We start from the raw sequence: 13,101 nt of genomic DNA, 5'->3' as shown, positions 1-13,101 counted from the left end.
TCAATTGGCTTTGCGCAGATAAATTTTACCGTACTCTGTTTTCAGGGTAAAATCGGTGCCGCCACCGTTAAGTTTGCCCTTTACGTTACCACCGTATTGAACCATATCGTCGCTGGTTGTTTTTTCCATATCCACCTTAAACTCGCTCGAAGCAAAAATATCGCCATGCGTGCTGTTCAGCTTTAAATTAGCTTTGGTTGCTACGGGTATAGCCACATCTACCGTAGAATAGATGGAAACGATAGATACCGGCCCTTGAACCACGCCTTTAAACACCGCATCAACAGCCCCATAAATAGCATTCACGGTAACCGGCCCGGTAATGTTTTCCAGTTTTACCTGGTTGTATGATACAGAAACCTCTATTTCACTTTCAACATTGGTAAAAACCACTTTGCCCGCGTTAAATACTTTGTTGTAAGCGTAAGAAACTTTTACGCCTTTGGGTACCAGTATTTTAATGGCTTCGTCTCTGGATGCTACCTGGTTTACCTCAATAGTGTTCGCCTTGTCTTCCACACTAATACCCAGTCCCGTATTGTCGGTAAAGCCTGTTCCGCTAATCAATTGCAGGCCCTTGGCACGCTCGTCAACCTGTTCAATTTTATGCAGCGAACTAAATACGATTGCATTGCCGCTATATCCCTCCACAACTACCGACGGCAGGCTGATTACCAATTTACCGCTGGATTTGTTTACTTTATATTCTTGTGCGCTGGCGGCGCTTATGGCTAATAGAGCTATTATTGTAGTTACAAAATACTTTTTCATTGCTGTTATTTTATTTATTGATGGTTAATTAAATGCATCAGCTAAACGCGCTCCGTCATGCATGAACCGGATGCCTCTGCCTTTACTTAGTGATATGTTGTTTTACGATTTTCTTAATTTAAATATTCCGGAGTAAGCACAATCCTTCACGGCTGTCATGGTGCTGTCGCTGGCTACAATTTTATCCAGTTCGGCTAACACGGCGGCTTCCTTCATTCTGGTTAGTAATTCAATCAGTGCTATTTGTACGGTTGGGTTTTGCTGTGTTTTTAAAGCAACAATTAGTTGTTTACGAATGTAGGTTTCGCGGTAAAAGCGGGCCAGCCCATCAAGCGCGGCCAGGCGTACATTGGTATTAGGGTCGTTGTTTAGGGTATGCAATAGGGCCGTAATAATGTCGCGACCAACCATTTTAAAGCCACCGGCCTGCGCAACTGCGGTAATTCGTTTTGCCGGCGAATCCATATCTTTTAAACCGGCGAGCATAATAAGTTTACGCGATGCCGTGTTATCGCTGCTAAATTTGGCCAGCAATGCGCTTTTACGTTGCGCAATCTGGCGGTCAACCTCATCCCTGTTCCTGGTATCGGGTAAATCGGTGGCGGCTGTTTGTTTCGGTTGAGCATCTGTCGTAGTATCGCTGTGCAAAAGTGTTATTGTTTTTTTTGTAACGAGGCTGGTGCTGGCAACCTGCTGGCCGCCATGGTTTTGCGCCAGGTATAGTGTTATACCACAAGCCAATAACACAAGCGCCGCAGCCGCCCATCGCAATGTGCTAAAAGAAATGAGGATGCCATTACGCTGCTTCGCCTCCGGTTTTACCTTCATTTGCTGTAATATCCGCGCAAGCACTTCGGGGTTAGGCGTTTTGATGTCCATTTCCCCGCTATTATCCTCAATAAATTTCTCCAATCCGCTCTTCATGACAATGCTTTTTCTTTTAACATGTTTAACACCTTGTTTTTAGCCCTAAAATATTGCGTCCTAACCGCATTGTGACTAATGCCCAGCATTTTGGCTATTTCCGTTTGTGGTACGTTTTCAACTGCATAAAGCTGAAACACTGTTCGGTAGTTTACGGGTAACAAAGCAATAGCCTGAGTAACTGCGTCCATGGTATATTCAAAATCTTCCTCGTCAATCGCTTCATCTTCGCGGGTCATCATGTCTACGGGCTCCAGTTCTACCCATTTTAACTTTCTTTTGCGTACCAGGGTAACTGCCTTGTTAATGCCTATCCGTTTTATCCACGACCCAAAAGCTCCCGTATGGTTAAACTGATGAATAGATTGGAATGCTGCCACAAAAGTTTCCTGCAAAACATCTTCAGCCTCACCGCTATGGTCAAGCAAGCGGTAAATTGAATTATAAACCTGTTTGGCATACGCCTGATACAAACCGGTATAGCCCAAAGGGTCTCCGTTTTTACACAGTTCTATCAGTTCGTCGGGTGTTGCCATTTTTGTAAATCAACGCAATCAGTCAGCTAAATATGGATGCGTTACATAATCAAGTCGTAAAGATGAACTGAATGTTACAAATGAAACAAAGAAATTTTAATTTGTTTGATTGAGGTACCAGGCGATGTAGCAAACGTTATAAAACGTTAATAACGATAGTTGGTTGAATTAAGCCCGGTAGAGTTGCCGTTGCCTGAAACTAACCGCTGGTTTGTATTTGTTATTTGAGTGTGCCCAGGAGCAGATTCGAACTGCCACACCCTTACGAGTGCCACCCCCTCAAGATGGTGCGTCTACCAATTTCGCCACCTGGGCATTTTGTTCATTAGTTAATTAGCCATTGGTTTATTAGTGCTTTATAAAAAAACAACAATAAACTTTGTTCGATGGTCAATGATTCCTTTGCACTTATCCGAACTTGATAAGACCAATGAACCAATGAACATTTGAACCAATTAACTAAAAAGGATGTGCCCGAAGAGAGACTCGAACTCTCAAGAGACAATTCTCAACGGCTTCTGAGACCGCAACGTTTACCAATTTCGCCATCCGGGCAATACAACCATGCAGCAATTTACATACTTGCATGGGGCTGCAAATATAAATTTTTAATGCATGTGTTCAAATAAATATAAAATTGTTAATGCTTGCTATTAAGGTGTATTAGGTTTAAATTAGTTTTACCAATTAATAAAATTTATAAACTATGAAGAAGATGATAATGGTGATGCTGTGCATAACAGTATCTGTAAGCGCGTTGGCGCAAAATTGCGATGCAATTGTAGGTAAGTGGCTCAACCCCAGTGGCGAAGGTCAGGTGCAGATATATAAAAAAGGCGACAAGTTTTTTGGTAAGCTGGCCTGGATAAAGTTTCCGAATGATGAGGCCGGGAAGCCTAAAACGGATAAACTAAACCCAGATCCGGCGCTTAAAAGCCGTCCCGAATTAGGCCTGGAGCTTTTACAAAGTTTTACCTGTGATGGTAACACCTATGTAGACGGCACCATATACGACCCTAAGAGCGGTAAAACATATAGCTGCAAGATGACTTTAAAGGGCGATGTTTTAAAAATAAGAGGATATATAGGTATATCGTTATTGGGCCGAACGGAAGAGTGGACAAAAGTTAAATGATAAGAAACAGAATAAAATTTATTTGCTTTTTAGTATTGATCTTCTTGGCGGAGATCAATACTTTGTTAGCTCAAAAGGTAACAGTTTTACAACAAGGCAGGCCCACAAGTTTAAGGGGCCTATCGGTAGTTAGCGATAAAGTAGCCTGGATAAGCGGGAGTAAAGGTTATGTAGCCAGCACCAAAGATGGCGGCCGAACCTGGAACTGGCAACAGGTAAAAGGCTTTGAGCAATCGGATTTTAGGGATATTGAAGCGTTTTCGGATAAAGAAGCCGTTATTATGAGCTCGGGTACGCCGGCACTAATTCTTAAAACTTTAGATGGGGGCGTGTCATGGCAGGTAAAGTATCATAACCGCGATACATCGGTTTTTTTTGATGCAATGGATTTTAACGGTAAATACGGTTGCATATTAGGCGACCCCATTAAAAACCGTTTTGTAGTTTTTGAAACTTTGGATAAAGGCCTCACCTGGAAGCAAAAAGACCCTTCTAAATCGCCGGTTGCAAAAATGGGTGAGGCTGCATTTGCGGCCAGTGGCACCTGCCTTACCATTAATAAAAATGGTTTACTGCGCAATAACGAACTAATGGTGGTATCGGGCGGTAGCGCATCAAGTATAATGTACGCCCTATCAACCGATAAAAAATGGATACAGCAAGCGTTGCCCATTACGCACAGTTCGTCAAGTTGCGGAGCGTTTTCGGTAGCTACAGATAGCAAGCACTGGGTAGTTGTAGGCGGCGATTACACACACGACCAACGAACGGACTCGACCGCCTGCTTTTCGGACAACGGCGGTAAAACCTGGAAAATGGCAAAACTTACCCCCGGTTTTCAATCGTGTGTAGAGTATACCAGTGGCAATAAATACATCTCAACCGGTACAGCCGGAACTTGGTACAGTAAAGATGGCGGCCTTAACTGGGTAAAAATAGATAACAACAGTTTTAATGCCTGCAATAAGGCAAAAAGCGGCAAACTCCTGCTGCTTGTAGGTAACAATGGCCGCATAGCCCGTTACACTCCTCCTAAAGAATATCTTATTCCTTACATCAAAATTTAGCCGTTAAATCTCTTTTTAAAACCATATTAATTGGTTTTATGTGTTTTTAGTAGCACGTTTAATAAAACGCGAGTGCTCAAACTCAGTGTAAACTGCTAACAATCTGCAAACTATAATGCAGGTGTTGGTTCTTGTCTATAATTTTATCAAATAGCGAGTCAGTGCCATTTAAAACCTTTCGGTGCTATTTAATGTTTATCTAATAATTATAAACTATTGGATAAATTGTTAAATAACATGGACGAGCCACAAATTGGAGGTATTGATAACAACAAGATCAATATCCACGAATATTACGAAGTAGAACACTGGACCAAAGAATTACACACTACCATTGAAGCGTTAAAGCTCGCAGTTAAAAACGTGGGTACATCAATAGTTGATATAAAAAGGTATCTCAATAACAATTAACATTTGATACCATGAGCCTGGAAAAGTATGTTGAGAAGCGCGATTTTACTAAAACTGCCGAACCTAAAGCCGGTAAAAGTGCAGATAAAGGTAAACTGTTGTTTGTGATACAAAAGCACCATGCATCGCACCTGCATTATGATTTTAGGCTGGAGATGGAAGGCGTGTTAAAAAGCTGGGCGATACCCAAGGGCCCTTCTACCGACCCTAAAACCAAACGTTTGGCCATGATGGTTGAAGACCATCCTTTTGATTACCGAAGTTTTGAAGGCATAATTCCGCAAGGCGAATACGGTGGCGGTACGGTTATAGTTTGGGACGAAGGAACTTACGAACCCATTGAAGAAATTGACGGTAAAAAAGCCCAGGAAAAGCATCTGTTAAAGCAACTCAAATCGGGATCGCTCAAAATAAAACTGCATGGTAAAAAGCTGGAAGGCGAATATGCCTTGGTTAAAACCCATGGCATGGGCGAAAACGGCTGGCTTTTAATAAAGCATAACGACAAATTTGCTTCAACGGATGATATTACAAAAAAGGATAAATCTGTTATTTCTGGTAAAACTATCGAAACAATGGAGCAATCGGGCGATAAAGTTTGGCAGCATGGGCATGAAGAAGAGATAGAAGAACCCAAAAAGGCCGGTAAAAAAAAAGCTCCGGCCAAAGCCATAAGTGATAGCAAGCCAAAAGATAAAACGGAAGTTGTTGACATAACTGCTTTGCTTAAAAAGGGAAAAAAAGGAGCCATTCCCAAAGGGGTTAAGCCCATGCTTGCCACACTTGTTGACGAGCCCTTTGATGACCCCGATTGGCTGTACGAAGTTAAATGGGATGGCTACCGTGCCCTTGCCTTTGTTAACAAGGGTGAAGTTGAACTGGTATCGAGAAATAATAAGGATTTTAATCAAAAATTTTATCCCATATACAAAGCCTTGCAAAATTGGGATATAAACCTGGTGGCAGACGGCGAAATTTTGGTGCTCAACGATAAGGGAATTTCCAACTTTGGCGATCTTCAAAACTGGCGTAGCGAAGCCGACGGCGAATTGGTATACTATATATTTGATTTGCTTTGGTATGACGGAAAAAACCTGATGGAACTGCCATTAATTGAACGGCAAGCTATACTTAAACAAGTTTTGCCAACCAATAACGACAATATTCGGGTCAGTAAAGTTTTTAACGCAAGCGGAAAACAATTTTTTGCCGCCGCCGAACGGATGGGTTTGGAAGGCATTATTGCAAAAAAGGCCGGCAGCACTTATTCGCCCGGTATTCGTTCCAACGAATGGTTGAAAATAAAAGTACATAAACGGCAGGAAGTAGTTATAGCGGGTTATACCAAAAATGAGGATACTGCAAAGCAATTTAGCTCGTTGCTGTTGGGCGTATATGATGATGGTTTGCTGCAATATGTTGGCAAGGTAGGTACGGGTTTTTCGGACAAGGTACAAAAAGAAATGATGGCTCAGTTTAAACCTTTAATTACCGCCGAAAGCCCTTTCAAAACCATTCCCGATGTAAATAAGCCTTCGCGTTTTCGTCCAAATCCGCCTAAGGCAAAGGCCACCTGGTTGCAACCTCAACTGGTTTGCGAAGTAGCTTTTAGTGAGGTAACCAGCGACGGGGTTTTTAGGCACCCATCTTTTAGGGGCATGAGGATTGATAAAAAAGCTACCGACGTAGTACGCGAAAATGCCTCAGATACCAAGATTATAATCGAAGAAGTTAAAGGAGAACCGGATATGCATTCGGAAGCTATTGAACCACCAAAGGGTAAGGAGCGTAAAACATTACTTAACCCTAAAGATGAAACGCAAGTGCGTACCATATGCGGCCACGATTTAAAATTTACGCATTTAAGTAAAATTTACTGGCCGGAGGATAAGGTTACCAAGCGCGATATGTTTAACTATTACTGCCAGGTTGCCGAATATATTTTGCCTTATTTAAAAGACAGGCCAATGTCGCTCAACCGCTTTCCGGGAGGTATACACGGCCCGAGCTTTTATCAAAAAGATGTAAAAGGCAAATCGCCCGATTGGGTAAAAACCTTCCCTTATACCACCAGCGACGATGAGCATAAGGAGTACCTTGTAGGCGCCGACGAAGCCAGTTTGTTATGGATGGCTTCTTTGGGATGTATAGAGATGAATCCCTGGTTTAGCCGCATACAATCGCCTGATAATCCCGATTATTGCGTGATAGACCTTGATCCGGATAAACATACCTTTAACCAGGTTATTGCGGCAGCGTTAGAGGTAAAAAAGGTTTTGGATGCTATTGATGTGCCTTGTTATTGTAAAACATCCGGTTCAACCGGGATGCATATTTATATTCCGCTTAATGCAAAATACACTTACCATCAATCGCAGATGTTTGCGCGCATTATCGTCAACATCGTTCACCAACAAATTCCGGATTATACCAGTCTGGAGCGTATGGTAGCCGCGCGCCACGGCAAAATGTATCTCGATTTTTTGCAGAACCGCCCCGGTGCCACCATTGCCGGGCCATATTCGTTACGGCCAAAAGTAGGAGCAACGGTATCAATGCCCTTGCATTGGGAGGAGCTTAAACCAGGCCTCACCATGCGCCACTTTACTATATTTAACGCTATCGACCGTTTAAAAGCGGAAGGAGATTTGTTTAAAGGCGTTTTAGATGAGGGTATTGATCTGGAAAAAACCATTACCAAGGCAAAAAGTATTTTTAAGGTTTAGGTTAATGAGCACATTAAGTGCATTGTGTGTTCAAAAATGCGGCTTAACGTGTTTGCAATTGCGGTATTTTGGTTATTATTGTTTATAAAACCACTTGCCACAATGAAAATTAAATTATATGGACTTATAGGGCTTCCATATTACCCGCCAATTATAAAAAGAGAGTTCTCAAACATTAAATTTTCAATACTATACGTTCGGTTTCTCGCTATATTGTTAATGGCTGCCGCTTTACAAGGCTGCGGCCCCGGCCAGCCTGGAGTTTATAAAAATGAAGCAATTAAGAGTAGTAAACGCGATGAGTTTCATAAATTGAATAACCAATTGCTTGATGCTATTAAGGCCAATAAGGTTTACGCTGTGGAAGACCTGTTATCGAAAGAGCTGTTAGCTAATGACGAATATAAGCGGACGGTTGAACTGGCAAACGTGCAAAGCCAGTTGGGCAATTATTTGCTGCTGGACGAATATTATATTGTGAGTGATAAACCAAGTGACAAGCACAAACTTGATACAAAGGCAACCGACGGCACGCGGTATAAATTATACTGCGCCACCGCAACCGAAGAAATGTACATAGCATTTATGGCACCTAAAAACCAGGCCGATAAATATATGCTAACCGTGGTATACTGTAAATACAATTACGGCTGGCGAATAAATAACCTGGAGTTACAACCCTATACCATAATGGGCAAAACCGCTCCCGAGCTTTATAAAATAGCCCTTAAAAACTACAACAAAGGCTATAATATTGATGCTTTTACCTACTTGCAGTTAGCAGATAAATGCGCCGAACCAAGCCGATTATGGCAGTACGAAGACGATAGCGAGATAACTGCATTTCGCGGAAAATTGATGGATTTTTTAAATAAATTTCATTACCCTTTGGTGATAAGCGGTGTGCCAACCAATCCTAAAATATTCGAAATTACGCACCAAACAACTGGTGAGGGTGTATTTCCGGCTATCCACTATATATCGTCTATCAATGTTAGGGATACAACTGCGTTAAAGCGCGAAAATGAAAATATTATTAAAGTGATAGGGAAGATGTTTAACGGTATTGATAAAGATAAAAAGTATATCTTTTTTTCGGCCTATAATCAAATGCCAACTAGCAAAGCTTCGGTAGCATCTTTCGATATGACTGCTAATTTAACATCAAAGTAAAAAAGCAAGTGGTATGCATTGTTTGCATACCACTTGCCTATAGTTTTCAATGATGGCTGTGCTTGCGTTCGTCAGCACGATAAATTCCAAAAAAAACGTTTGCGGCAATTAGTACAACAATTAGCGTTATCATCCGGGGATCCTCCTTAGTGTGTTTATATATATTATAAATTGGTTACTGTTTAAACGACAAAAAAACCACTTAGTTTTGTCTAAACCAACTTTTATGTATTTATTCGGGGTTTTTTAAATGCGAAAATGGCATTATTAAGGATAATTAAAAGCTAAAATTTTAATACAAATAGAAGTTGAAATTAATTTTACATAGAATTTATTAATTTAATGTAAATAAATTAATTTTTTACCCCGCCCAAAAAACAAAATAGCTTACTTTTTTATGACATTTAAGCAAAGCGGAATCTCATAATATGATAGCCTTTGGCCGAAAAATTTGAAGTCCTGTTAAAAAGGAATATCTTGTTTTTTACTCAACGCGGAGTGCTATTAACATAACAACTGATGCTTTTATTGCAAATTAAGTGGATGTTAAAAAAAAAGTGCGTCAGCGTTAAAAATAATTGTAATTTCAACATTTTTTATATATATTAATGATAATCAGTTAATTGAAGTTTTTTGGTGTGGTTGCCGCGGTGTATAATAAATTAATACTAAATCCATGTAAAAATAAATTACCTAAGTGTTTTTTTTACACATCGCAAAATCATACTTTTAAGGCCAAATTAAACTACAAGATATGATTATCATCGCCGACGGTGGCTCAACTAAAACTAACTGGTGTTTAATAACCGACGAACAAAAGAAGGTTTATTTTAACACCGAAGGGTACAACCCTTATTTTTCGAGTGCCGATTATATTATTAGCTCTTTAAAGGAGAGTTTACCTGTTGACCTGCAAATAGATAAAATAACCGAGGTTAATTACTACGGTGCAGGCTGCTCTGTTGATGATAAGAAAAAAATTGTTGAAGCTGCCATGCAAGCGGTGTTTGTTAATGCAAAGGTTAACATAGGGCACGATTTGCTTGCCGCAGCAAGGGCGGTTTTAGGCACAAACGAAGGTTTTGCGGCTATTTTGGGTACAGGTACCAACTCTTGTATTTATGATGGCCAAAATATTATACACAACATTGATTCGTTAGCTTACATTTTGGGCGACGAGGGTAGTGGCTGTTACATTGGCAAAAAACTATTGGGCGATTATGTACGCGGTTATATGCCCGAGCCGGTGCGCGAACTTTTTTGGGAAACCTACAAATTAACTCCCGACGAGGTGATTGATAATGTATATACTAAGCCACTGGCTAACCGCTTTTGTGCAGGCTTTAGTAAATTTGTTTATGATAATACGGTAAACATTGAGTATTCGCGCAATTTGGTAAAATCGTCGTTCGATGATTTTTTCCGCAACTTAGTTACGCATTACCCCGATTTTCAAAAATACACCTTTAACTGTATTGGTTCGGTAGGTTATAACTTTCGTAACGTACTTGAAGAAGTGGTTACCGAAAATGGGATGAAGATGGGTAACATCATCCGCTCGCCTATAGATAACCTGGTTAAGTATCACATGGAATTAGCACCGTCGTCTAAAAATTAATTTAGGCGCAACCTCAAAATAACAAATAAAGCGATGGTAAACCCATCGCTTTATTTGTTATTAGCCTGTTCGGTTTAATTTTCGGGCGTTAAATCGTTTTGAAATATCTTGTAATATTTCCGCCGGTCAAATTTGTACAGCTTGGCAGCCCTGTATGATACGCCTTTTTGTTTTTCGTCCAACTCTTTCAAAAAACCGTAGCTCAACATTTTTTTACGGAAATTACGTTTATCAAGCTTTTTATTCAATATAGCTTCATAAAGTAATTGTAACTGCGTAAGTGTAAATTTTTCGGGCAGTAGCTCAAATGCAATAGGCTGATAGCCTAAACGGCGGCGTAATTTTTGTATGCTGGTTTCAAAAATTTCACTATGGTCATAAGCAAGTTTAGGTAACTCGTTAACCGAGCGCCACGCCGCTTTTTTTGCATATTTGGTTACCGGTTTTACTTCTTTTTGGCCAATTATTCTAATTAAAGCATAATAGGCAACGGTAATTACTCTGCCCAGGGGGTGCCTTTGTACGGCTCCAAAAGTATGAAACTGCTCCATATGCATATCGTGCAGGCCGGTAAGCTCATATAAAATGCGGGTTGCCGCATCTTCAATACTCTCGTTATTTTCTACCATGTTGCCGGGTAGTGCCCACCAATCTTTAAACGGATCTTCGTTACGCTCAATTAATAAAACCTTTAGCTCACCGGCTTCAAATCCAAAAATTACGCAATCAATAGAAAATGCAGAATCAAATTTAGGTAAACCTGTTTCCAAATGTGTGTAGTTTTAATTAAAAATAAATATAGAGTGTTAATTTCAATCAAAGAGAATAAAAAATAAAAAATAAATTTACATAGTGTAAAAAATACACATTATCTTCGCATATCCTGATAAACCCAAATCGATCATGCAAAATATCCGTAAAATAGCTGTTCTAACGTCGGGCGGTGATGCACCTGGCATGAACCCCTGTATACGTGCCGTTGTGCGCACTGCTATATATAATGGCAAGCAAGCTGTTGGGGTGATGCAAGGTTACCAGGGCCTTATTGACGACAACATGAAAGACATGAACACGCGTTCGGTAAGTAATACCCTGCACCTGGGCGGAACGATATTGAAAACGGCCCGCTGCATGCCCTTTAAAACCGATGAGGGGCAGGCAATAGCCTACAAAAACTTAAAAGACCGGGAAATTGACGCCCTGGTATGTATTGGCGGCGATGGTACCTTTACCGGAGCCTTGCGGTTTTCGAAAAACTATCCTGATATTGCTGTAATTGGTGTACCCGGAACTATTGATAACGACTTATATGGGTCGGACTATACATTGGGTTTTGACACCGCTACCAATACCGTTATTGAGGCTTTAGATAAGATTCGTGATACCGCCGACTCGCACGACCGTTTGTTTTTTGTTGAAGTAATGGGGCGCGATTCGGGCTGTATAGCTTTGCGTGCAGGTATAGCCGGCGGTGCCGAAGCTATTATGTTACCCGAAACAGAAACAGCTTTAGACGATTTGATACGCGATTTGGAAAGTTCGCCAAACAAATCATCAAGCATTGTTATTGTTGCCGAGGGCGATAACCATGGGGGTGCTTATGATATTGCTAAAATAGTTAAAGATCGTATTAAATCATATCACACTAAAGTTACTATATTAGGGCATTTGCAACGGGGCGGAAGTCCGAGCAGTTTTGATCGTATTTTGGGCAGCCGTTTAGGTTATGCAGCAGTTAACGCGCTGTTAAAAGGCGAGAGCCGTAAAATGGTGGGTTTAAGAGGAAATGTTATTGTTTTAACCGACCTGGAAGAAGCTTTAGCTAACCACGAATTTAAACTGGAAGATGATTTGATGCAGATGATGAAAGTTTTATCTATATAAATTGAATGATAGCAGTAGTTTACAGTGGTTCTAATTTTGCCGACTGGCGTTTAGCCATAAAGGATAAAACCGTTGCTACTTTTAAAACTCAGGGCATTAACCCCTATCTTAACGACGAGAAGTTTATACTGCAATTGCTCAACAAAAATATAAACCTTATTCACCACGCCGAGGAGATCAAAAAAATTTATTTTTTTACTGCCGGTGCATCATCAGCCGCAAGGCAGCAAACAGTAAGCAACGGGCTATCGGCGTTTTTTAAAAACGCCCGCATATTTGTTGAACACGATGTTTTAGGGGCGGCAATTGCCACCTGTAAAGAACGTAAAGGTATTGTGTGCATATTGGGTAGCGGCAGCAACGCTGCATATTATGACGGTAAAAAGATAAAGGCCAATAATTATGGTTTAGGCTATATTTTGGCCGATGAGGGATCGGCAAATTGGCTTGGCAGGGTACTTTTAAAGAGTTTTATGAACGAAACCCTGCCCGATAACATAACAAAAAAGTTTACCAAACGTTATGATTACGACCGCAAACAAATATTAGAAAAAGTGTATCGTAGTGCCCAACCGGCTTTATTTTTAAGCTCATTTACCGAGTTTTACTCAGAAAACCAACACGACGAATATTTGCGCGAAACCATAAAATTGGGATTCAAAAAATTTATCACCACCTACGTTAAACCCTTGTTAAAGGATGAGCCGCAAACCCCTGTATATTTTATAGGTAGCGTAGCGGCTGCTTTTCAGGATAACTTAATTGAAACTGCCACCGAACTGGATGTTACCATCAGCAATATTATAAAAGAACCTATCAACAATTTATTAAAGTATTATTCAAATAAAAATTAAAA

12 protein-coding genes and 2 tRNA genes are annotated in these 13,101 nt (G+C 40.5%); 8 read left to right on the top strand and 6 right to left on the bottom strand.

The window, feature by feature from the left end:
• From BDD43_RS26690 to BDD43_RS26670, 5 genes are all read right to left on the bottom strand, one after another.
• Complete coding sequence (locus BDD43_RS26690; protein WP_121201280.1) at window positions 1–771, bottom strand: DUF4097 family beta strand repeat-containing protein; 771 nt, start codon at window positions 769–771, stop codon at window positions 1–3.
• A 102-nt stretch (window positions 772–873) separates the two neighbouring features.
• Window positions 874–1,695 (bottom strand): HEAT repeat domain-containing protein, encoded by an 822-nt coding sequence (locus BDD43_RS26685; RefSeq protein ID WP_121201279.1) that lies wholly within the window; start codon window positions 1,693–1,695, stop codon window positions 874–876.
• Window positions 1,692–2,231, bottom strand: a complete 540-nt coding sequence (locus tag BDD43_RS26680; protein WP_121201278.1) for an RNA polymerase sigma factor — start codon at window positions 2,229–2,231, stop codon at window positions 1,692–1,694. Before BDD43_RS26680 ends, BDD43_RS26685 begins: the two co-directional genes overlap by 4 nt.
• Window positions 2,232–2,462: 231 nt before the next feature.
• A tRNA-Leu gene (locus tag BDD43_RS26675) sits at window positions 2,463–2,546 on the bottom strand.
• A 156-nt stretch (window positions 2,547–2,702) separates the two neighbouring features.
• Window positions 2,703–2,786 (bottom strand) — tRNA-Leu (locus tag BDD43_RS26670).
• Between the two features lie 151 nt (window positions 2,787–2,937).
• Here BDD43_RS26670 and BDD43_RS26665 point away from each other — a divergent pair.
• The 6 genes from BDD43_RS26665 to BDD43_RS26640 all read left to right on the top strand — a co-directional run bounded on the left by BDD43_RS26665 (window position 2,938) and on the right by BDD43_RS26640 (window position 10,361).
• Window positions 2,938–3,366 (top strand): DUF2147 domain-containing protein, encoded by a 429-nt coding sequence (locus BDD43_RS26665; RefSeq protein WP_121201277.1) that lies wholly within the window; start codon window positions 2,938–2,940, stop codon window positions 3,364–3,366.
• Window positions 3,363–4,433: a WD40/YVTN/BNR-like repeat-containing protein gene (locus tag BDD43_RS26660; protein WP_121201276.1), complete on the top strand. Its 1,071-nt coding sequence runs from the start codon at window positions 3,363–3,365 to the stop codon at window positions 4,431–4,433. Before BDD43_RS26665 ends, BDD43_RS26660 begins: the two co-directional genes overlap by 4 nt.
• A 216-nt stretch (window positions 4,434–4,649) precedes the next feature.
• Window positions 4,650–4,844 carry a DUF3606 domain-containing protein gene (locus BDD43_RS26655; protein ID WP_121201275.1) on the top strand — a complete coding sequence of 65 codons (195 nt, stop codon included), beginning with the start codon at window positions 4,650–4,652 and terminating at the stop codon, window positions 4,842–4,844.
• A gap of 11 nt (window positions 4,845–4,855) precedes the next feature.
• Window positions 4,856–7,570, top strand: coding sequence for a DNA ligase D (ligD, locus tag BDD43_RS26650; RefSeq protein WP_121201274.1), 2,715 nt, complete (start codon window positions 4,856–4,858; stop codon window positions 7,568–7,570).
• A 102-nt stretch (window positions 7,571–7,672) separates the two neighbouring features.
• The gene (locus tag BDD43_RS26645; protein ID WP_147425752.1) at window positions 7,673–8,743 is read left to right on the top strand and encodes a hypothetical protein; all 1,071 of its coding nucleotides are present in this window, start codon (window positions 7,673–7,675) and stop codon (window positions 8,741–8,743) included.
• Between the two features lie 754 nt (window positions 8,744–9,497).
• Window positions 9,498–10,361 (top strand): N-acetylglucosamine kinase, encoded by an 864-nt coding sequence (locus tag BDD43_RS26640; RefSeq protein ID WP_121201272.1) that lies wholly within the window; start codon window positions 9,498–9,500, stop codon window positions 10,359–10,361.
• A 74-nt stretch (window positions 10,362–10,435) separates the two neighbouring features.
• Here the strand turns inward: BDD43_RS26640 and BDD43_RS26635 are convergent, their stop codons facing one another.
• Entirely contained in the window at window positions 10,436–11,131 is a 696-nt protein-coding gene (locus BDD43_RS26635) for an NUDIX hydrolase (protein ID WP_121201271.1), read from the bottom strand.
• A 133-nt stretch (window positions 11,132–11,264) separates the two neighbouring features.
• Here BDD43_RS26635 and pfkA point away from each other — a divergent pair, with 133 nt between their 5' ends.
• Window positions 11,265–12,245: a 6-phosphofructokinase gene (pfkA, locus tag BDD43_RS26630; protein WP_211339739.1), complete on the top strand. Its 981-nt coding sequence runs from the start codon at window positions 11,265–11,267 to the stop codon at window positions 12,243–12,245.
• Between the two features lie 5 nt (window positions 12,246–12,250).
• Window positions 12,251–13,099, top strand: a complete 849-nt coding sequence (locus BDD43_RS26625) for a hypothetical protein (protein WP_121201269.1) — start codon at window positions 12,251–12,253, stop codon at window positions 13,097–13,099.
• Window positions 13,100–13,101: the final 2 nt, after the last annotated feature.

The organism is Mucilaginibacter gracilis (assembly GCF_003633615.1).
Taxonomy (GTDB): Bacteria; Bacteroidota; Bacteroidia; order Sphingobacteriales; family Sphingobacteriaceae; genus Mucilaginibacter; species Mucilaginibacter gracilis.
The sequence above is the reverse complement of the archived record's forward strand: the minus strand, read 5'-3'. Positions and strand labels throughout refer to the sequence as shown.